The 21,087-nt window shown below is 69.1% G+C and carries 18 protein-coding genes; 11 read left to right on the top strand and 7 right to left on the bottom strand.

Features of this window, described 5'->3' with window-relative positions; genetic code table 11:
• Positions 1-80: 80 nt before the first annotated feature.
• From R0D99_RS04435 to R0D99_RS04420, 4 genes are all read right to left on the bottom strand, one after another.
• Positions 81-1,670: an ABC transporter substrate-binding protein gene (locus tag R0D99_RS04435; RefSeq protein ID WP_317750174.1), complete on the bottom strand. Its 1,590-nt coding sequence runs from the start codon at positions 1,668-1,670 to the stop codon at positions 81-83.
• A gap of 40 nt (positions 1,671-1,710) precedes the next feature.
• A complete protein-coding gene (locus tag R0D99_RS04430) occupies positions 1,711-2,691 on the bottom strand; it encodes an ABC transporter permease (protein ID WP_317750173.1) in 981 nt (326 codons plus the stop codon).
• A gap of 168 nt (positions 2,692-2,859) precedes the next feature.
• A complete protein-coding gene (locus R0D99_RS04425) occupies positions 2,860-3,807 on the bottom strand; it encodes a porin (protein WP_317750172.1) in 948 nt (315 codons plus the stop codon).
• A gap of 653 nt (positions 3,808-4,460) precedes the next feature.
• Positions 4,461-5,414, bottom strand: coding sequence for a porin (locus tag R0D99_RS04420; RefSeq protein WP_317750171.1), 954 nt, complete (start codon positions 5,412-5,414; stop codon positions 4,461-4,463).
• 231 nt (positions 5,415-5,645) lie between these two features.
• On the opposite strand from R0D99_RS04420, the gene coq7 reads away from it, so the two are divergent.
• A complete protein-coding gene (coq7, locus tag R0D99_RS04415) occupies positions 5,646-6,281 on the top strand; it encodes a 2-polyprenyl-3-methyl-6-methoxy-1,4-benzoquinone monooxygenase (RefSeq protein WP_317750169.1) in 636 nt (211 codons plus the stop codon).
• A 210-nt stretch (positions 6,282-6,491) separates the two neighbouring features.
• Here the strand turns inward: coq7 and R0D99_RS04410 are convergent, their stop codons facing one another.
• The gene (locus tag R0D99_RS04410; RefSeq protein WP_317751000.1) at positions 6,492-6,944 is read right to left on the bottom strand and encodes an OsmC family protein; all 453 of its coding nucleotides are present in this window, start codon (positions 6,942-6,944) and stop codon (positions 6,492-6,494) included.
• Between the two features lie 343 nt (positions 6,945-7,287).
• On the opposite strand from R0D99_RS04410, the gene ilvA reads away from it, so the two are divergent.
• On the top strand, positions 7,288-8,862 hold the full coding sequence (gene ilvA / locus R0D99_RS04405; protein WP_317750168.1) for a threonine ammonia-lyase, biosynthetic: 1,575 nt from the start codon (positions 7,288-7,290) through the stop codon (positions 8,860-8,862).
• Positions 8,863-9,194: 332 nt separating this feature from the next.
• Here the strand turns inward: ilvA and R0D99_RS04400 are convergent, their stop codons facing one another.
• On the bottom strand, positions 9,195-9,857 hold the full coding sequence (locus tag R0D99_RS04400) for a hypothetical protein (RefSeq protein ID WP_317750167.1): 663 nt from the start codon (positions 9,855-9,857) through the stop codon (positions 9,195-9,197).
• An 84-nt stretch (positions 9,858-9,941) separates the two neighbouring features.
• Between R0D99_RS04400 and gspG the strand changes: the two genes are divergently transcribed.
• The 9 genes from gspG to R0D99_RS04350 all read left to right on the top strand — a co-directional run bounded on the left by gspG (position 9,942) and on the right by R0D99_RS04350 (position 20,203).
• Entirely contained in the window at positions 9,942-10,385 is a 444-nt protein-coding gene (gspG, locus tag R0D99_RS04395; protein WP_317750166.1) for a type II secretion system major pseudopilin GspG, read from the top strand.
• Positions 10,386-10,612: 227 nt separating this feature from the next.
• Complete coding sequence (locus R0D99_RS04390; protein ID WP_317750165.1) at positions 10,613-11,035, top strand: pilus assembly FimT family protein; 423 nt, start codon at positions 10,613-10,615, stop codon at positions 11,033-11,035.
• Positions 11,036-11,246: 211 nt separating this feature from the next.
• Positions 11,247-11,603 carry a type II secretion system minor pseudopilin GspI gene (gene gspI, locus R0D99_RS04380; RefSeq protein ID WP_416365967.1) on the top strand — a complete coding sequence of 119 codons (357 nt, stop codon included), beginning with the start codon at positions 11,247-11,249 and terminating at the stop codon, positions 11,601-11,603.
• A gap of 210 nt (positions 11,604-11,813) precedes the next feature.
• Positions 11,814-13,511, top strand: coding sequence for a type II secretion system minor pseudopilin GspK (gene gspK / locus R0D99_RS04375; RefSeq protein ID WP_317750164.1), 1,698 nt, complete (start codon positions 11,814-11,816; stop codon positions 13,509-13,511).
• A gap of 48 nt (positions 13,512-13,559) precedes the next feature.
• A complete protein-coding gene (gene gspL / locus R0D99_RS04370) occupies positions 13,560-14,777 on the top strand; it encodes a type II secretion system protein GspL (RefSeq protein WP_317750163.1) in 1,218 nt (405 codons plus the stop codon).
• Positions 14,774-15,307, top strand: a complete 534-nt coding sequence (gene gspM, locus R0D99_RS04365; protein ID WP_317750162.1) for a type II secretion system protein GspM — start codon at positions 14,774-14,776, stop codon at positions 15,305-15,307. The genes gspL and gspM overlap by 4 nt, the downstream gene beginning before the upstream one ends.
• A 193-nt stretch (positions 15,308-15,500) precedes the next feature.
• Complete coding sequence (gene gspN, locus R0D99_RS04360; RefSeq protein WP_317750161.1) at positions 15,501-16,310, top strand: type II secretion system protein N; 810 nt, start codon at positions 15,501-15,503, stop codon at positions 16,308-16,310.
• A gap of 134 nt (positions 16,311-16,444) precedes the next feature.
• Complete coding sequence (gspD, locus tag R0D99_RS04355) at positions 16,445-18,787, top strand: type II secretion system secretin GspD (RefSeq protein WP_317750160.1); 2,343 nt, start codon at positions 16,445-16,447, stop codon at positions 18,785-18,787.
• Between the two features lie 15 nt (positions 18,788-18,802).
• A complete protein-coding gene (locus R0D99_RS04350; RefSeq protein WP_317750158.1) occupies positions 18,803-20,203 on the top strand; it encodes a GspE/PulE family protein in 1,401 nt (466 codons plus the stop codon).
• A gap of 91 nt (positions 20,204-20,294) precedes the next feature.
• Here the strand turns inward: R0D99_RS04350 and R0D99_RS04345 are convergent, their stop codons facing one another.
• Positions 20,295-20,897: a DUF429 domain-containing protein gene (locus tag R0D99_RS04345; RefSeq protein WP_317750157.1), complete on the bottom strand. Its 603-nt coding sequence runs from the start codon at positions 20,895-20,897 to the stop codon at positions 20,295-20,297.
• Between the last annotated feature and the right edge of the window lie 190 nt (positions 20,898-21,087).

Below are 21,087 nucleotides of genomic sequence, written 5' to 3'. Positions count from 1 at the left end.
GCGGGAACGCCGTGGAGCGGGCTTGGCCCGGCCACTGGCGTTGCCCCCTGGGCGATGGCGCCGAAGGCGGCTCAGGGGGGTTATTTTGTCTTCACCGAAATCCACTTGAACGGCATGAAGTTGTCGGCCAGTTGCACCAGGCTCACCTTCTTGTTGACGCCCCAGGCCAGCGTCTGCTGGTGCAGCGGCAGGTGGCCGATGTCCTCGGTGTGCAGCGCAAAGGCTTCCTTGATCATGGCGTCGCGCTTGGCCTTGTCGGTTTCGGCGCCCAGCTTCACGGTCAGCTCGTCCAGCTTGGGGTTGCAGTAGCTGCCCAGGTTGAACTGGCCATCGCCGGTCTTGTCGTTGGGGCAGCGCATCAGTGCGTTCAGCGCGTTGTGCGCGTCGTAGGTGGACGGCGTCCAGCCTAGCATGTAGAAGCTGGTGTCGCGGCGCAGGATCTTGGGGAAATAGGTGCCCTTGGTCTCGGCCTGCAGGTTGATCTTGACACCGATGCGCGCCAGGTTGGCGGCCACGGCCTGGCAGATCTGCGCGTCGTTCACATAGCGGTCGTTCGGGCAGTTCATGGTGACTTCGAAGCCGTTGGGGTAGCCGGCTTCGGCCATCAGCTTCTTGGCGGCTTCCGGGTCGTAGGGCAGGCGCTTATCCTGCGCTTCGGTCCAGCCGTTGTTGCCGGGGCCGATCATCAGCGCCGTGGGCCGCGAAGCGCCGCGCATCACCGTCTTCTGGATGCCCGCAATGTCAATCGCCTGATAGAACGCCTGGCGCACCCGTTTGTCCTTGAAGGGGTTCTTGCCCTTGACGCTGGAGAACAGCAGCTCGTCGCGCTTCTGGTCCATGCCCAGGAAGATGGTGCGCAGCTCAGGCCCGGCCACCACCTGCGTGCTGGCGTTGGCGTTGATGCGGGCAATGTCCTGCACCGGCACCGGCTCCATCACGTCGATTTCGCCCGACAGCAGCGCCGCCACGCGCGTAGCCGGGTTGGCGATGGGCGTGAAGATGACTTCCTGCACGTTGCCTTCGACCTTGCCCCAGTAGCGCGGGTTGCGCACGAACACGGTGCGCACGTTGGGCTGGCGCTCGCGCACGTGGTACGGGCCGGTGCCGTTGGTTTTGAACGAGGCGGTGTTCTCGATGCCCTTGCGGCGGTCAACCGGGCGCGTGGCGTTGTTGTCCTCGCACCATTTCTTGCTCATGATGTACACCTGCGACAGGATCTGCGGCAGGATCGGCAGCGGCGTCTTGGTTTCGATCTCGACCGTGTGGCTGTCGACCTTGCGCGTTTCCTTCACATCGTTGCTGTAGCTCTTCATGTCGGAGCCTTCGCCCGCGATGCGGCCCATGGTGAACACCACGTCGTCGGCGGTAAAGGGCGTGCCGTCGTAGAAGGTGACGCCCTTGCGCAGGTCAAAGCGCCACACGGTGGGCGACATCTGCTTCCAGCCGGTGGCCAGCATGGGCACCATTTCGAGCTTCTTGTTCCAGCCGACCAGCGCCTCGTAGGCGTTGCTGTCGACGCTGAGCTGCAGCGATTCGTTCAGCGAATGCGGATCGAGCGACAGTGCGTCGCCCTGGTTGGCCACGCGCAGGGTCTGGGCCGACGCCGCAGCACTCAGCGCGAACAGCGAGGTCAATACGGCAACGCGGATCGCTTGGGATGGAATGGACATCGGTTATCTCCTCAAAAAAGCTCGGGTTTGACGCTGCGGTTCAGTGGCCGCCGGCCTTGGCCACGCGCAGGCGCGGATCCACGACGACATACAGCATGTCGACGATCAGGTTGATGGCAACAAAGATCAGCGCAATCAGGCACAGGTAGGCCGCCATCACCGGCACGTCGGCAAAGGTCACGGCCTGGATGAACAGCAGGCCCATGCCGGGCCACTGGAACACCGTCTCGGTGATGATGGCGAAGGCGATCAGGCCGCCCAATTGCAAGCCGGTGATCGTCATCACCGGCACCAGCGTGTTCTTGAGCGCGTGGCCAAAGTGGATCGCGCGGTCGGTGAGGCCACGGGCGCGGGCGAACTTGATGTAGTCGGTGCGCAGCACTTCAAGCATTTCGGCGCGCACCAGCCGCATGATGAGCGTCAGCTGGAAGATCGCCAGCGTGATGGCCGGCAGGATGATGTGCAGCCAGCCGTCCAGCGTGAACAGGCCCGAACTCCACCAGCCGAACTGCACCGTCTCGCCGCGCCCGAAGCTGGGCAGCCAGCCCAGCCAGACCGAAAACACCAGGATCAGCAGAATGCCGATCAGGAAGGTGGGCAGCGACACACCCAGCAGCGACACGGTCATGAACAGCTGGCTCATGAAGGTGCCGCGCTTGAGCGCCGCGTACACGCCCATGGGCACGCCGATCAACAGCGCCAGCAGCGCGGCGACCATGGCCAGCTCAAACGTGGCCGGAAAGCGCTCGCCCAGCAGGCGCGACACCTTGGCGCCCTGCCGCAGGCTCAGGCCAAACTCGCCTTGCGCGGCGTTGACCAGGAAGTGCCAGAACTGCACGAAGAAGGGTTGGTCAAGTCCCAGGTCGGACCGCAACTGGCGAATCTGCTCGGGCGTCGCGTCCTGCCCCAGCAGGAACACCACCGGATCACCCACGTACTGGAACAGCAGGAAGGCGATGAAGGCGACCGACACCATCACGATGATGGCCTGGATCAACCGGCGAAGAATGAAGGCACCCATGCGTCAAAAAATGTAGCGAAGGCGCGATGCTAGCAGAGGGATAGGGGCAGGAACATAGGTGTTACGCGGAGTCCCCGCCTTGCCAGTTAATGGCCAGGAAATGAAAAAAGCCGCCCGAAGGCGGCTTTTTAAGCTGAATCGCTGGTTGCCGTTCAGGCAACGTCACGATCAGAAGTTGTGACGGACACCGATGCCGTAGTTGTTGTTGCCGTCCAGGCGCAGGTAGGCGCCGTAGACGAACGTGCGCTTCGACAGAGCGTACTTGGCTTCCACCAGGCCGTTCGTGTACTTCTTGCCGGTCCAGTCGTTCTTGGTGTCGCGGGTCAGGTCCAGCGTCAGGGCCATGGCGCCGAAGTTGGCGGTGCCACCCAGGCTGAAGCCACGACGCTGAGCGTTGGCGGCGTTGTAGGCGTTGGTGTAGGAAGCAGCCAGCACGAAGTTGCTGAAGTTGTACTTGCCACCCAGCACGTAGTTGGTCTTGATGTCCTTGGTCTTGTTGGCAGCGAAGCCCAGGCCGATCGGGCCGTTGGCGTACAGCACGTTCAGGTCCCACTTGGCGCGGCCAGCGTTGTCGGCCTTCAGGACGTAGCCCACTTCAGCGCTCAGGCCGCCCATGTCGGGGGTCTTGTAGCTGAACTGGCTGTTGTTACGCGGGCCGCCGCCAGCGAAGTTGTAGGTGTTGCCGACCACGGAGTAGTTGGCGGCGCCGGTCAGTTCCCAAGCAGCGATGCCATAGAACGTCGGGTTCAGGCTACGGCCCATCTTGAAGGTACCCCAGTTGCCACCCAGCCACAGGTTGGCGGCACGGCCCCAGAAACCACCGCCGGAACCCAGCGCGTCACCCTGGTCCAGATCCAGACCGGTTTCGAAGTTGAAGCCAGCCTTCAGGCCGCCACCCAGGTCTTCCACGCCACGCACGCCCAGACGGCTGTTGCCGTTGTTCATCAGGCTGCCGCTCAGGAATTGGGTGCTGTTGCTGGCGTCGTTGCCAGCGGGTGCGCCCGTCTTGATCTTGCCGATACCAGCGTCAGCCACGCCGTACAGGGTCACAGAAGACTGGGCCATCGCGAAGCTCGAGGCACCCAGCACGGCCAGGGCGATCAGAGATTTTTTCATTGCAAGTTCTCCAAGGTTAAACATAGGGCGCCGGTGCGAAGGGTCCGTCTGCGATTCCCGCCGGGTCCCCGGGCCAACCTCCCCTAGCGGGAAGTTGTTGCTATTGCACCAGACGCGCCAGCAACTTGCAAAGAATTCAGTGACCCAACCAACGACTGGGCGGCGTTCTGTTGCAACGCGACAACAGACGGGCCTTCATAGTGGGGAATAGGAGACACATGTTGCAAGGCATGTCAAACGTCGGTCGATGTATCTTCGCAGGGCTGGTCGGAGCGAGCTACCCCTGGCTTGAGGTCAAAAGCACTCTGCAGCCTGCCGCGTGACCAGTGCAAAACGGGCCACACGCTGCCGGCAGCGCACGCGCCGACACCTCGCAAAAAAAGAACACCAAAGTATTGCGTCATGCCCAGCGCGCCAGCCACGCGACTGAATGCCGCGGCATGGACGATGAAGACGCTGACCGGCCGCCGGCGGCCCACTGGCCGGTCTGCCGCCCGTGCCCTTCGAAAGCGCCATGACGGCGGTGGGAGCAACGGCGGGGATCGATTCTGTCCGGGGGACCGAAGGCGCAGACTGTCCCCTACCTCCAGGGGATCGTCTGCGCACTTCGTCAGGCGGCCGCGCGCGGGGCGCGCCACCTGATCACGCCGTCATCAGAAGTTGTGGCGAACGCCGATGCCGTAGTTGTTGGTGCCGTCCAGGCGCATGAAGGCGCCATAGGCGAAGGTGCGCTTGGACAGCGCGTACTTGGCTTCGAGCAGGCCGTTGGTGTACTTCTTGCCCGTCCACTCGTTCTTGGTGTCGCGGGTGAAGTCCATCGTGAGCGAGACCGCGCCGAACTTGGCCGTCCCGCCCAAGCCGAACCCGCGGCGCACCGCCTGGGCCTGGTTGGACGCCTGGGTGTAGGACGCTGCGACGACAAAATTGCCGAAGTCGTACTTGCCACCCAGCTGGTAGTTGGTCTTGCTGTTGATGACCTTGTTGACCGACAGGGCGGCAGCGATCGGGCCGTTGCCGTACATCAGGGCCACGTCGTAGGCCGCCTTGGCCGCGCCCAGGTCGTTCTTGGTGACATAGGCCAGCACGCCCGTCAGGCCGCCGAAGCTGGGCGTGACATAGGCGAAGGCGCTGTTGGCACGCGACCCGATGCCGACGTAGTTGTAGGTGTTGGACAGCAGCGAGTAATTGGCCGTACCGGTCAATTCGTAGCTGGCCGTGGCCAGGTAGCTGGGCGTGAACTGGCGACCCAGCTTGACGGTACCCCAGTTGCCGCCGAGCCACATGTTGGCCTGGCGAGCCCAGAAGGCCGAGTTGGTGGCGTTGCCGTTGTCCAGGTCAAGGCCGGTTTCAAACTGGAAGCCGGCCTTGAGGCCGCCGCCCAGGTCTTCCACGCCGCGCACGCCCACGCGGGTGGTGCCGTTGTTCATCGTGCTGCTGCTGATGAATTCGGTCTTGTTGGAGGCGTCGTTGGCCGGGGACGCGCCGCCGGAGCCCAGCTTGATCTTGCCGATACCGGCGTCGGCCACGCCATACAGCGTGACGGAGGACTGGGCCATGGCGGCACCAGAGAGGGCCAGAACGGCCAGAGCGAAGAGCGATTTTTTCATGCAGGTTCTCCAAGTTTGCTTTTGCGGATACAGGTCGGGCGTCGAGGTAGCGCCTGCCGACGACGCCACCGACGTCAGATCGGGCTTCGAAGGCGCACCAATTCTAGGATGCAGACCTGACACGAACGGGGCCACAGCGCGGGTTTGTTGCGCCAAAACATCGTCGGCTGCCCACGTGGGGGGGCCTTCGAGCAGGGTTGGCCTGAACGCGCCGTGGCGTACCATGCGGCCATGCTATCGCCCTCCGACCGACTGCTCGCCGCAGCCGACAGCACGCTGCGCACACTGTTCGCGCCCCACCAGGCGTCGCGCCCCAACCCGGCCGCCAAGGCGCCGCCGGGCGCCAGGCTCTCCGAGACCGAACAACGCCTGTCGGGCGCGCTGATGCGCGTCAACCACGTGGGCGAGGTCTGCGCGCAGGCGCTGTACACCGCGCAGGCGCTGGCCACGTCCGACCCCGCCGTGCGGCAGAGCCTGGAAGCCGCCGCGCGCGACGAAACCGACCACCTGGCGTGGACGCGCGAGCGCCTGGACCAGGTGGGCGACCGCGTGTCGCTGCTCAACCCGCTGTGGTACGCCGGCGCCTTCGGCATCGGCCTGCTGGCCGGGCGCGTGGGCGGCGAGCGCTTCAGCCTGGGCTTTGTGGTGGAGACCGAGCGCCAGGTCGAGGCCCACCTGGCCAGCCACATGGATCGCCTGCCCGCGGGCGATGCGCCCTCGCGCGCCATCGTGGCGCAGATGAAGGAAGACGAAGCGCGCCACGCCGACGAAGCGCTGCATGCCGGCGCCGCCCCGCTGCCGGCGCCGGTGCGCGGGCTGATGCGCGTGGCCGCCCGCGTGATGACGACGGTGGCGCATCGGATCTGACCCCTGTGTGGCGCTGGCGCGCCTTCCCCCACGGGGACAACGCTGGCAGCCGCAGGGACCCCGGCTGCGGCGTTCTCGCCTGGCCTGCTCCGCGGCCGGCAGACCGGGGCGTGCGCACGCGCAGCGGCGCGAATTTCACATGTAAAAACGGGCTCTAGCGCTTTCCCAGTCAGCGCAATAAGCTATTCTTTTAATAGTATCCGCCGCACCTCAATCCAACGCCACCAGCTCGAACGACGTCGTGATCTCCGCCGTCTTGGCCAGCATGATCGAGGCCGAGCAGTACTTGTCGTGGCTCATCGCAATCGCGCGCTCGACGGCGCTGGCGGGCACGCCCTTGCCGGTCACGGTGAAATGCATGTGGATGCGCGTGAACACCTTGGGGTCTTCGGCGGCGCGCTCGCTGGTCAGTTTGACGGAGCAGCCGCGCACGTCGTGCCGCCCGCGCTTGAGGATCAGCACCACGTCATAGGCGGTGCAGCCGCCGGTGCCGGCCAGCACGGTTTCCATGGGGCGCGGCGCCAGGTTCTGGCCGCCGTTTTCGGGCCGCGCGGCGTCCGGTGCGCCATCCATGGCGATCACGTGGCCCGACCCGGTCTCGGCCACGAAGCCCATGCCCGAGCGCGTGCCCGCCGCGCCCGTCCAACTTACCGTGCATTCCATGATCCGTACTCCTTCCTTGGCCGATGAACTGGGCGCAAGCGTAGCGGATTCGGCCACGCCGCACGCCCGCGGCTGAGACATTTCGCACGTTTCGGGCGACTGGAAGGGCCGTCCGGTGTTGCATCGCAGCAAAATATTGCGAACGGGCGTGCTTTTCATATACACTGCCCCTCAGGCGAGTGAGATTCACTCGCACCGGTTGTCTCCTCCACCCCTTCAAAAAGGTGGATTCAAGCCCTGGCGCCTCGCGCCGGGGCTTTTTTTTTTGCACCGCCGCATGGCAGCCGGCAGCCCGGCGGCGCGGACGTATGATTTCGGGCTGCCTTCCCTTCACCCGCTTGCCATGCCCACCTCTCGCGCCCCGGCCGCCACGGCCCCGACCCCGCTCAGCGCCACCGACTACCTCAAGCAGGTGCTCACGGCCCGCGTGTACGACGTGGCCATCGAGTCCGACCTCGAATCGGCCCGCACCCTGAGCCGGCGGCTGCACAACCGCATCTACCTCAAGCGCGAAGACCAGCAGCCCGTGTTCAGCTTCAAACTGCGTGGCGCCTACAACAAGATGGCGCACCTGTCGCCCGAGCAGCTGAAGGCCGGCGTGATCTGCGCCAGCGCCGGCAACCACGCGCAGGGCGTGGCGCTGGCCGCGCACAAGCTCAGCAGCCGCGCGGTGATCGTCATGCCCACCACCACGCCGCAGGTCAAGGTCGACGCCGTCAAGGCGCTGGGCGGCGAAGTAGTGCTGGCCGGCGACAGCTATTCCGACGCCTACGGCCACGCCGTCCAGCTGCAGGCCGAGCAGGGGCTGACCTTCATCCACCCGTTCGACGACCCGCTGGTCATCGCCGGCCAGGGCACCATCGGCATGGAGATCCTGCGCCAGCACCAGGGGCCGCTGGCGGCGGTGTTCCTGGCCATCGGCGGCGGCGGCCTGATCAGCGGCGTGGGCGCCTACATCAAGGCGGTGCGGCCCGACGTGAAGGTCATCGGCGTGCAGATGGCCGACTCGTCCGCCATGGCGCAGTCGGTCGCGCAGGGCCAGCGCGTGACGCTGACCGACGTCGGCCTGTTCGCCGACGGCACCGCCGTCAAGCAGGTGGGCGAAGAAACCTTCCGCGTCGCCACCGAGGTGGTGGACGAATTCGTCACCGTCGACACCGACGCCGTCTGCGCCGCCATCAAGGACGTGTTCATCGACACGCGCAGCATCGTCGAGCCCTCCGGCGCGATGGCGGTGGCCGCCGTCAAGCAGTACGTCGCCACGCACAAGACCAAGGGCGAAAGCTACGTGGCCGTGCTGTCGGGCGCCAACATGAACTTTGACCGCCTGCGCTTCGTGGCCGAACGCGCCGAGGTGGGCGAGGAGCGCGAGGCCCTGTTCGCCGTCACCATCCCCGAAGAGCGCGGCAGCTTCCGCCGTTTTCTGGAAGTCATCGGCAGCCTGCCGGGCGGCCAGCGCAACGTGACCGAGTTCAACTACCGGATCAGCGACGCTGCGCAGGCGCACGTGTTTGTGGGCCTGACCACCGCCGGCAAGGGCGAATCGCCGCGCATCGCCGCCGCGTTCCAGAAGGCCGGCTTCGCCACCGTCGACCTGACGCACAACGACCTGGCCAAGGAACACGTGCGCTACATGGTGGGCGGCCATTCGCCGCTGGCGCTGGACGAGCGCCTGCTGCGCTTCGTCTTTCCTGAGCGGCCGGGCGCGCTGATGAAGTTCCTGAGCCTGATGCGGCCCAGCTGGAACATCAGCCTGTTCAACTACCGCCACGAAGGCGCCGACTACGGCCACATCCTCGTCGGCCTGCAGGTGCCGGCCTGCGACGACGCGGCCTTCCAGCGCTTTCTGCAGGAGCTGGGCTACCCCTGGGCCGAGGAAACCGACAACCCGGCGTACCGGCTGTTTCTGCAGCGCTGAGCGGCGCGAGGCGTGAAACTATCGTTTTGATAGCTGCACGCGCTTATCCTGAGAGCGCTGACGGCCAAAACAACCCGTCATTCCCGCGTCGGCGGCAATCCATGTAGCCGCTCTCAGCGGCCCGCCAACCCGTCATTCCCGCGCAGGCGGGAATCCATGCCTCCACCGCCAGCCGCCCCATCGGAGCGAAGCGCCTCTGGATTCCCGCCTGCGCGGGAATGACGATGGAAGGGGATGGTTCAGGCGCGCGGCTTATAACCTACAAAACGCCGCAGGCCGCGGCCGTTACCCGGTCACACCGTGACACCGTAACGCCCGGCCCCCACTCCATCTCAATCATTCCGCGCCGCACTCGGCGGCGGCACAAAGGCCTGGGGCTGCGGGGTAACCGCCGGCATGCCGGGCTGCGCGGGCTGTGGCGTGACGGCGGCAGGCGGCGCCACCGGCAGCGGCGGCGTGGGCGGCACCTGGGGCGCCATGCCAGGCACCGGCTGAAGCGGCGCGGCGGGCCGCGGCGGGGCCACGGCGTCGCCCGCGCTGGACCGCGCGGCCAGCGCTGGCATCTCCAGCCGCAATTCGCGTCCGTCGGCCGCCAGCACCGCGGCGTGCGGCGACAGCGCGCGCAGCCGCCAGCCGCCGTCCACGCCTTCCAGCGCAGCGCCCACGCGCAGCGGGCGGGCCGGCTTGCCATCGACGGCGATCAGCGCCGCCCCGCGGCCCTGGTAGGTGACGATGCCGCGCAGCGCCAGCCGGCCGGCCAGGTCGGGGGCCGGCGCCGCCGCGGCCGGTGCCGACGCGGTGGCGCCCAGCGCGCGCGCCACCTGGGCGCTGTCCACGGCGGCCACGGCCGGCCCGGCGCCCACCACCGGCGCACGCAACGGCGCCGACAGCTGGCCCACGCGCAGCCACCACCACAGCGCGCTGCCGGCCACCAGCGCCCACAGCGCCAGCGTCAGCAGCCCGGCCGTCAGGCGGGGCGGCAGCGGGCTTCGCATGGCCGAAGGGGCGCGCGGCGCGGCGCGGTGCAAGTCATGGCGGACGATTATCATTGATGCGACATCGCTTCCAGGCTGTATCCCATGAACGCATTGCGCCCCCTCGCCGCCCGCCTGCGCCGCGCCGCCGGCTTTACCCTGATCGAGCTGATGGTGGTGCTGGTCATCATCGGCGTGCTGGCGGCGCTGATCGTGCCCAACGTGCTGGACCGCACCGACGACGCCCGCGCCACCGCCGCCCGCACCGACGTCAACAACATCATGCAGGCGCTCAAGCTCTACAAGCTGGACAACCAGCGCTTTCCGAGCGCCGAACAGGGCCTGCAGGCGCTGGTGCAGCGCCCCACCGCCCCGCCCGTGCCCACCAACTGGAAGCCCTACCTCGAAAAGCTGCCCAACGACCCCTGGGGCCGGCCCTACCAGTACCTGAACCCGGGCGTCAAGGGCGAGGTGGACGTGATGAGCTTCGGCGCCGACGGCGCCAGCGGCGGCGAGGGCAAGAACGCGGACGTCGGCTCCTGGCAGTGACTCCCCCCCTGAGTCGCCTAGCGGCGCCTTCCCCCCAGGGGGACAACGCTGGTGGCCGGGGGGGACCCCGGCCACGGCGTTCCCGCGGGGCCTGCTCCGCGGCCATTGGGGGCGGCCTGCTGCGCGGCCGCGCTGATTGGGAAAGGGGGTGTGGGTTGGTGGCGAAAGATACTTCTTTTTTGATAGCTGCTCGCGCTTATCCCTCCAGCGCTCCAGGCCATTTTTGCTTGAAAAACCGGCGCGGCTTCACCTTGCTGGAGTTGATGGTGGTCATTGCCGTCATCGCCATCGGCACCGCCGTGGCCAGCCTGGCGCTGCGCGACAGCGGGGCCAGCGCCCTGGCGCGCGAGGCCGACCGGCTGGCGGCGCTGCTGGAATCGGCGCGGGCGCAGTCGCGGGCGGCCGGCGTGCCGATCACCTGGCGCGCCACCGCCACCGGCTTTGCATGGGACGGCCTGCCGCCCGGCGGCCCGCCGCTGCCCACGCACTGGCTGGACACCCGCACGCGCACCGTGGGCAACGCCGCGCTACGGCTGGGGCCGGACCCCATCATCGACGCGCAGGCGGTGGTGCTGCTGGGCGCGGCGGGCGACGGCGCGGCCACGCTGCGGGTCGTGAGCGATGGGCTGCGGCCTTTTGAAGTCAGATGACATCCCCCCCTGAGTCGCCTGCGGCGCCATCCCCCCCAGGGGGACAACGCCAGTCGCCGGCGCAGGTCCGGCGACGGCGTTCTGGCGTGGCTTGCTCCGCGGCCATTGGGCGCGGCCTGCTGCGCGGCCGCGGTGGGGGGTGGCGCTGGCGGAGACTTCTTTTTTTATAGCTAAACGCGCTGTTCAGACAAGCGCTGGCGGGGCATTTGGTGTGAATGGAGCACGTGGCTTCACGCTGGTCGAGGTGCTGGTGGCGCTGGCCATCACGGCCATTGCGCTGACGGCGGGGTTGAAGGCCACGGCGGCGCTGACGGACAACGCGGGGCGGCAGGCCACGGTGCTGCTGGCGCAGATTTGCGCCGAGAACCGGCTGACCGAATTGCGGCTGGCGCGCCAGTTGCCGGGCGTGGGCGACAGCGTGGTCGAATGCCCGCAGGCGGGGCGGCAGTTTCAGGTGGCGCAGATCGTGCGGCCCACGCCCAACCCCAACTTCCGGCGCGTGGAGGCGGCGGTCAGCGAGGGGGGCGTGCCGGTGTTGCAGCTTTCTACGATTGTGGGAAGAAATTGAGGCTCCCCCTGAGTCGCCTTCGGCGCCATCCCCCCCGGGGGGACAACGCCAGTCGCCGGCGCAGGTCCGGCGACGGCGTTCTGGCGTGGCCTGCTCCGCGGCCATTTGGGGTGGCCTGCTGCGCGGCCGCGGGGCGGGGCGGTGGCTCAGGAAACTACGGTTTTGATAGCTGCCCGCGCTGATCAGTCAAGCGCTGGCCCGATATTTAGCTTGAAAAAATCGCGCGGCTTTACCTTGATCGAAGTGCTGGTCGCGCTGACGATCATGGCGGTGATCGCGGTGCTGAGCTGGCGGGGGATCGACGGGATGTTGCGGGCGCAGGACGCGACGCGGCGGTACACGGACGAGGTGCTGGCGACGCAGGCGGGGCTGGCGCAGTGGCGCACCGATCTGGACGCGATGATGACCTGGCCGGCCGCTGCCGCCGATTCGCCGACCGCGCAGCCGCCGCCCGCGATGCAGCGCAGCCTGGCGTGGGACGGGCACACGCTGCGCATCACGCGCACCGCCGCGGGCGATGCGGCGGCGGGGCTGCGCGTGGTGGCGTGGACGCGCCGCAGCACCGGCGGGCAGTGGCAGCGCTGGCAATCGGCGCCGGTGCTGTCGCAGGCGGCGTGGGCCAACGCCTGGGACGCCGCCGCGGCGTGGGGCCAGGGCGGCGACGCCGCCACCGGCGCGCTGCCGGGCGGGGCGCAGGCGGTGACGGTGGCCGCCGCGCTGGACTGGCAGCTGCACTACTTCCGCAAGAACGCCTGGACCAACCCGCTGTCCAGCGGCGCGCAGTCGGGCGCCGACACGCGCGTGCTGCCGGACGGCGTCCGTCTGTTCCTCACCCTGGCGCCCGGCCAGCCGCTGGCCGGGCCGCTGGTGATCGACTGGGTGCGGCCCGACTTCGTGGGGGGGTTCGTGATGCCGCGCCACCCGCCCTTACGCGCCCGCCAGACCGCGCGCCGCCAGACCGGCGCGGCGCTGCTGGCGGCCATGCTCACCGTGGTGCTGGTCGCCACGCTGGCGGCCGGGGCGCTGTGGCGCCAGTGGCGCGGCGTCGAGGTAGAGGCCGCCGAGCGCACGCGCGGGCAGTCGGCCTGGCTGCTGTCGGGCGCGCTGGACTGGAGCCGGCTGATCCTGGCGGGCGACCTGCGCGAATCGGGCGCGGTCGACCACCTGGGCGAGCCGTGGGCGGTGCCGCTGGCCGAAGCGCGGTTGTCCACCTTTCTGGCGGCGGGCGAGGCCAGCGCTGGCGACATCGAGCGCGACGCCTTCCTGTCGGGACAGATCGTCGACCTGCAGTCGCGCCTGAACGCCCTAAACCTGACGCTGACCGACCCCGACGCGCGCATGAAGGCGCTGCTGCGGTTTCAGCGCCTGTTTGAACTGCTGGGCCTGCCGTCGGCCGAGCTGGGCGCGCTGCAGCGCAACCTAGCGCGCGCCCAGGCCGCCATGACCGCCAGCGAGGGCGGCGACGCGCCGCTGCTGCCGCGCCGCTTCGACCAGCTGGTGTGGGTGGGCGTGTCGCCCGCCACGCTGGCGGCGCTGCGGCCTTACGTCACCGTGCTGCCCTTGCAGGGGCAGGCGCCGACGCTGGTCAACGTCAACACCGCCAGCGCGCAGGTCATCTACGCGGCGGTGCCGGGGCTCGACCTGGCGGCCGCGCAGCGCCTGGTGGGCGAGCGCGACCGCGCCTACCTGCGCAACGCCGCCAGCGCCATCGCCCAGGTCGCCCCCGGCGAGGCCGACGCCAGCTGGACCGCCGTCGGCAGCCGCTTCTTCGAGGTGCGCGGCCGGCTGCGGCTGGACCAGCTGGCGGTGGAAGAAGTGTCGGTGGTGCAGCGCAACCCGTTCACGCGCGGCGTGACCACGCTGTGGCGCGAGCGCACCGCGATTCGCACGCCGGCCGTGGGCTCGTAGCGAGGGCGCTGCCCCGCTGGATGCGACGCCTACAATGCGCCGAACCCCATGAGCCTCCTTCTGATCGCCCTGCCGCCGGGTGCGCCGGCCGGTTATGACTTTGCCACCTCGGACGACGGCCAGGGCGTGGCGGCGCATGGCAGCGCGGCGCCGGCGCTGCTGCCGCCGGCCGGGCGCGGGGTCGAAGTGGTGGCCGTGGCGCCGGCCAGCCAGCTGTCGTGGCAGCAGGTGACGCTGCCGCGCGGCGTTGGCCCCGCCTCGCCGCGCCTGCGCACCGTGCTGGAAAGCCTGCTGGAAGAGCAGGTGCTGGACGATGTCGAAGGCCTGCACTTCGCCCTGGCGCCCGGCGCCCAGGCCGGCGCCCGCGCCTGGGTGGCCGTGTGCGACCGCGCCTGGCTGGCCGACCACATGGCCGCGCTGGAAGCCGCCGGCCGGCCGGTCAGCCGCATCGTGCCCGAGCTGCCGCCGCAGGACGGGCCGCTGCAATGGCAGGTCACCGGCACGCCGGAGCGCGCCCTGCTGCTGATGAGCGGCGCCGAGGTGCCGGGCGGCGCGCAGGCGCTGCCGCTCGACGTCGGCACGCTGGCGCTGCTGCCGCCCCGCCCCGACGACGCGCCGCTGCCCGAGCTGCGCGCCGAACCGGCCGTGGCGGCGCTGGCCGAACAGACGCTGCAGCAGCCGGTCGCCATCGAATCGCCCCCGCAGCGCCTGCTGCGCGCCAGCCGCGGCGGGTGGGATCTGGCGCAGTTCCAGTTTGCCCGCACCGGGCGCGCGCGCGCCGCCAAGCGCGCCGGTGCGCTGTGGCGCGACTTTCTGCACGCCCCGCTGTGGCGACCCGCCCGCTGGGGGCTGGCGCTGCTCGTGCTGGCCAACCTGATCGGCTTGAACGTGCTGGCCTGGCGCACGCAGGACGATCTGGCCGCGCGCCGCGCCGCCAACCAGGCGCTGCTGACGCAGACCTTCCCCGCTGTCAAGGTGGTGGTGGACGCGCCGGCGCAGATGGCGCGCGAAGTCGCCCAGCTGCGCCAGGCCACCGGCGCCGCCTCGCCGCGCGACCTGGAGCCGATGTTGCAGGCTTTTGCGCAGTCAGCGTCCGTCAGTACTGCGCCGACAGCTATCGAATTTGCATCGGGCGAGCTGCGGCTGAAAGGCGTCACGGTAGCCGCCGCCGCGCTGACCGACGCCAACCAGCGCCTGCGCCCGCAAGGCTACGCCCTGTCGGCCGAAGGCGACAGTACCGTGCTGCGGCAGGTGGCCGCGCCATGAGCACCTTGGCGCGTCGCCCCACCACCGCAGCGCCCACCAGCGCCCTGGCCCGCGCGCGCGCCGCCTGGGCCCGGCTGGACGCGCGCGAACGCCGCCTGGTGGCGCTGGCCGCCGCGGTGGTCGCGCTGGCCCTGCTGTGGCTGGTGGCGCTGGCGCCCGCGCTGGGCACGCTGCGCCAGGCCGAGGCGCAGCGCACCGAACTGGCCGCCCAGTCGCAGCGCCTGCAGCAGCTGCGCGACGAGGCTGAATCGCTGAAGGCGCTGCCCAAGCTGGGCCGCGACGAGGCGCTGCGCGCGCTCGAAGCCACCGTCAAGCAGCGGCTGGGCGCCAACGCCCAGCTGAGCGTGGTGGGCGACCGCGCCAACGTGGTGCTGAAGCAGGCGCCCGCCGACGCGCTGGCGCAATGGCTGGCCGACGCCCGCGCCAATGCGCGCGCCAACCCCGTCGAGGCGCGCCTGACCCGCGCCGGCGACAACGCGCCGGGGGCGCCCGTGCTGTGGAATGGCACGGTGGCGCTGGGGATTCCATGACGCACCCCTTGAGACGCCTGCGGCGTCTTCCCCCTCTCCTATGGGAGGGGGACGGCGCCCCTGGCCGGTGCAAGCCCGGCCACGGCGCCCACGCGTGGCCTGCTCCGCGGCCATCGGACATGTGGAGCGGCACGGGGCATGACGGGCGCTTTGGCGGCCGCTTCGCTTCGGGCATTGGCGGGGACGTCGCGATATGAGGACGCTGCGCCGTGCATCACCTGCCGCGCCCTCGACCCGCGCCCCTTGGGGCTGGGCATTTGCGGGCTTGCTGCTGGGTTTGTTGCTGGTGGGCGTGCTGGCGGCCCCGGCGCGCTGGCTGGCTGAAGGGGTGGCGCGGGGCACGGGCGGCATGCTGCAGCTGGCGGAGCCGAGCGGCAGCCTGTGGAACGGATCGGCCCGCCTGCTGGTGACGGGCGGCGCGGGCAGCCAGGACCGCAGCGCCCTGCCCGGCCAGGTGCACTGGCGGCTGCGGCCGGCGCTGGGCGCGCTGCGGCTGGACCTGCGCGCCGACTGCTGCACGCCGGCGGTGCCGCTGGCCATGCGCATCAGCCCGCTGTGGGGCGGCGCGCGGCTGCTGCTGGCCGACGCGCAGACACAATGGCCCGCCGCGCTGCTGGCCGGGCTGGGCACCCCGTTCAACACCGTCCAGCCGCAGGGCGAGCTGACCCTGGCTACGCAGGGCCTGGCGGCCGAATGGCGTGCCGGCCGCGCCAGCATGGCTGGCGGCGCCGACCTGACGCTGCGCCAGCTGTCGTCGCGCCTGTCGACGCTGCAACCGCTCGGTTCGTACCGCGTGCAGCTGCGCGGCGGCGACGCGGTGTCGATGGAGCTGTCCACGCTGGACGGCGCGCTGCAACTGTCGGGCAGCGGCCGCTGGGTCGGCTCGCGCCTGCGCTTTACGGGCGAGGCCAGCGCCGCCCCCGGCCAGGAGGCGCAGCTGGCCAACCTGCTCAACCTGCTGGGCCGCCGCCAGGGCAACCGGGCGCTGATATCGCTCGGCTGACCGCCGCCCGCCCGAGCGCCCACGCACGCAAGTGATTCGCATCCATGGCTTTTTTGCATCAAGACACAGCACCGGCGCCCGCCAAGCGGCGTCCATTTGCTACATTACCCATAGCTTTCAGCCACCGCTTCCGCATGCCGCCCGCCCCATCCACCACCGCCCCGCCGTCACGCCGCGCGCGCACGGCGCTGGCCGTGCTGCTGGCGCTGGCCACGGCGCTGCCGCTGGCGCCCGCGCTGGCGCAGACCGAAGGCGCGCCGGGCGGTAGCGTCACGCTGGACTTCGCCAACGCCGAGATCGACGCCGTGGCGCGCACCATGGCCACCATCACCGGGCGCAACGTGGTGGTCGACCCGCGCGTCAAGGGCACCATGACGCTGACCAGCACCACGCCGGTGTCGCCGGGGCAGGCCATGCGGCTGTTTGGCGCGCAGTTGCGCACGCAGGGCTTTGCGCTGGTCGAGCGCGACGGCATGGCGCTGGTGCTGCCCGAGGCCGACGCCAAGCTGCAGGCGTCCAGCGTGTCGGCCGGCGCGGTGCGCGGCGGCGGGCAGGTGCAGACGCAGATCTTCCGCCTGACGCACGAGAACGCCAACAACCTGGTGCCGGTGCTGCGCCCGCTGATCAGCCCCAACAACACCATCAACGTCAACCCTGGCACCAACGCACTGGTCATCACCGACTACGGCGACAACCTGCAGCGCCTGGCCCGCATCATTGCGGCGCTGGACGTGTCCAACGCCACCGGGGTCGAGGTGGTGCGCCTGCGCCACGCGGTGGCGTCTGACCTGGCGCCGCTGGTGGCGCGGCTCATCGATTCCGGCGCCGGTGGTGCGCCCGTGGCCGCGCCGGTGGCGGGCCAGCCCGGCGCACCCGTGCCGGCGGCGGTGGCCGGCGGCAGCGACGGCGGCTACCGCACCACGCTGGTGCCCGAGCCGCGCAGCAACGCCATCATCGTGCGCGCCGCCAACCCGGCGCGGCTGGCGCTGGCCAAGACGCTGATCCAACAGCTTGACCAGCCGCCGCAGGCGCGCCCCGACGGCAGCACCGGCAACATCCACGTCGTTTATCTCAAGAACGCCGATGCCGCCAAGCTGGCCGTCACGCTGCGCGCCGCGCTGGCCGCGCTGCCGGGGCAGACGCCGGCCACCGGTGCGGTGGGGGGCACGGGCAGCGCCATCCCCAGCAGCGCGGCAGGCATCAACCAGATGCTGGCCGGCGCGCAGATGGGCGCCAGCGGCGGCGCGGCGGGCGGCCTGGCCACGGGGCCAAGCATCAACGCCGCCGCCAACAACCAGCCGGCCACTGGCGGCCAGATCCAGGCCGACCCGGCGACCAATTCGCTCATCATCAGCGCGGCCGAGCCGGTGTACCGCGAATTGCGTGCCGTCATCGACCGGCTGGACCAGCGCCGCGCGCAGGTCTACGTCGAAAGCCTGATCGCCGAAGTCAGCATGAGCAAGGCGGCCGACCTGGGCATCCAGTGGCAGCAGCTGCTGGGCAACGGCCGCAACACCATTGGCGTGCTGGGCACCAACTACTCGTCGGGGCGCGCCACCTCGCCGATGACGCCCAACACCAACATCTTCGACGTCGCCGGGGCGGTGACCAACTACGTCAACAACAACACCGTCAGCAGCCTGCTGGCGGCCAAGCCCAACACCGGCTTCAACTTTGCGCTGGGCACGCGCAACCTGATGCTGCTGGCCAACTTCATCCAGAGCACGGGCGCGGGCAACGTGCTGTCCACGCCCACGCTGCTGACGCTGGACAACGAAGAAGCCAAGATCATGGTGGGCCAGAACGTGCCCATGCCCACCGGCAGCTTCACCAACACCGGCGCCAGCGGCGGCACCGTCAACCCGTTTCAGACCTACGAGCGCAAGGACGTCGGCCTGACCTTGCGCGTGCGCCCGCAGATCAACGAAAACGGCACGGTCAAGATGGTGATCTACCAGGAGACCTCCAGCGTCGACCCCGCCACCGCGGCCAGTCTGTCCGGCCCCACCACCAACAAGCGCGCCATCGAATCCAGCGTGCTGGTGGACGACGGCGCCGTCGTCGTGCTGGGCGGCCTGATGGAAGACCAGTTCAGCGAAGGCGAGGACAAGGTGCCGCTGCTGGGCGACGTGCCCGTGCTGGGCAACCTGTTCAAGAACCGCAACCGCAAGCTGATCAAGACCAACCTGATGGTCTTCCTGCGCCCGGTCATCGTGCGCGACGCCGCGGCCACCGAGGCCTTCTCGCTCGACCGCTACGACTACATGCGCGCCGCGCAGCAGGCCAACCAGCCGCAGCCCAGCGTCGCCATGCCCGTCAACGAGGCGCCCGTCATGCCGCCGCTGGTGCCCGCCAACCCCGAGGCGTGGACGCGCCCCGCGCCGCCGCCGCCCCTGCGCGGCCAGCACGGCATCAGCAACGGGCCGGCCGCCGGCGAAGGCAATTACTACGGCGGCACCACCTTCCGCACGCCCTAGGGCTGGCCGACGCGCATGCGCTATCCGCTGCCCTACGCCTTCGCGCGCACCGCGCGGCTGCTGCTCGAAGACGACGGCCAGACGCTGACCCTGTGGCACGACGGCCGCCCCGACGCCGGGCATCTGAGCGAGGTGATGCGCCGCCACGGCAACGGCGCACTGCCGCTGGCCCTGCAGCAGGACGAGCCGCACCGCCTGGCGCAGCGCATCAGCACCGCCTATTCGCAAAGCGAAAGCAGCGCCGCCGCCGTGGTGAGCGAAGTCGAGAGCGACGCCGACCTGTCGCGCATCATGCAGGAGCTGCCCGCGGTCGAAGACCTGCTGGAAAGCGCCGACGACGCGCCCATCATCCGCATGCTGAACGCGCTGCTGACACAGGCCGCGCGCGATGGCGCCAGCGACATCCACATCGAAGCGTATGAGCGCCACAGCAGCGTGCGCTTTCGCGTCGACGGCGCGCTGCGCGAGGTGGTGCAGCCCAACCGCGCGCTGCACGCCGCGCTCATCAGCCGCCTGAAGATCATGGCCGACCTCGACATCGCCGAAAAGCGCCTGCCGCAGGACGGCCGCATCAGCCTGCGCCTGGGCACGCGCGCCATCGACGTGCGTGTGTCCACCATCCCCAGCGCGCACGGCGAACGCGCGGTACTGCGCCTGCTCGACAAGTCTGAAAGCAAACTGAGCCTGGAAGCCGTGGGCATGCAGGGTAGCGCGCTACAAAAATTCGAGCATCTGATCGGCCAGCCGCACGGCATCATCCTGGTCACCGGACCCACCGGCAGCGGCAAGACCACCACCCTGTATGCGTCGTTGGCGCGGCTCGACGCCACGCGCAACAACATCATGACGGTGGAAGACCCGATCGAATACGACCTGCCCGGCGTCGGCCAGACGCAGGTCAACCCGCGCATCGAGTTGACCTTTGCCCGCGCCCTGCGCGCCATCCTGCGGCAAGACCCCGACATCGTCATGATTGGCGAAATCCGCGACATCGAAACCGCGCAAATCGCCATCCAGGCCAGCCTGACCGGCCACCTGGTGCTGGCCACGTTGCACACCAACGACGCCGCCAGCGCCGTCACCCGGCTGATCGACATGGGCGTCGAACCGTTTCTGCTGTCCAGCTCGCTGCTGGGCGTGCTGGCGCAGCGGCTGGTGCGCAAATACTGCGCCGCCTGCCACGGCGCCGGCTGCGACGCCTGCGGCCACACCGGCTACCAGGGCCGCACCGGCGTGTTCGAGTTGCTCACCGTCGACGACGACATCCGCGCCCGCATCCACGCCCAGGCCGGCGAAGCCGACATCCGCGCCGCCGCACTGGCCAAGGGCATGACCCTGATGCGCGACGACGGCGAGCGGCTGATCGAGCGCGGCATCACCAGTCGCGAAGAGGTGCTGCGCGTCACGCGGGATTGATTCGCGGCACTCTTCAGAACCAAATGTGCCGCTGGCGCTGGCGTAGCAAGCGCAGGAAGCTATCAAAAAATGAGTGATTGGACGCACGCACTCAGGCAATGTATTGTGGAAACCAGTAGGCGACTGGGCTGCCTGCCGGAAAGTAGTGATCCTGCTCAAGCTTCACAAGGTCATGCCAACCCGTTGAGTCGGTCATTAGATTGAGTGCCGTGAATGCTGCCAGACCAGCATCTCTTTCATGCTCGGTTGAGCTGTGCTTCAACACCGCATTGGCAAATGCTCGCGCGGCGGAACTGACCTGCAGCAGCGCCTTAGGGTGAGCTTCTGAAATTATTGCTTCCGGCCATGCTTGCGCAGCCATGCGCGCCACAAGCACCCCTTGCACCAGACAAGCGCCTCGGAGTGAGTTGACGTGGCTTACCGTACCACTCGAACCACCCGCAGCGCAGACCATTTTTCTGACGAGTTGGTCGGCTTTTCGATCCGCCGCCGGAATCCAGAAAAGAGGGGCATCGACGGCAAAGGCAGCAGGCTCGCACGGGATCGACACCCTCGCAGCGTGCAAGGCGTCCAGCGCATTCGAGCAGGTGCCCGAGACAAAGCGCGCTACCTGTCCTTCGTCCCATGAAAGCGCCGCCCAGCCAAACGCTTGATCACCGCCAGGATCGAAGCCAACAACGTGCAAAGTGCGCATCTGACAAGCCTACTGCTTTCGGCCCATCAAAACTTCCAGCGAACCAGCGGCATAGCTGGCAGCGGCGTGACTGAGCCGGCATCAAAGCACGGTGTGTATGAAAAAAAACTGCCTTCAGCGGCTATCAGAAGGGCGCAAGAAGCTATATTTTACGTAGCAATGTTCTGCGCTGCAGTTGCGCTGGCGCCTG

The organism is Ottowia sp. SB7-C50, assembly GCF_033110285.1.
Lineage (GTDB): Bacteria > Pseudomonadota > Gammaproteobacteria > Burkholderiales > Burkholderiaceae_C > Ottowia.
Note: the sequence above shows the minus strand (reverse complement) of the source record. Positions and strands in the feature narration are given on the sequence as shown.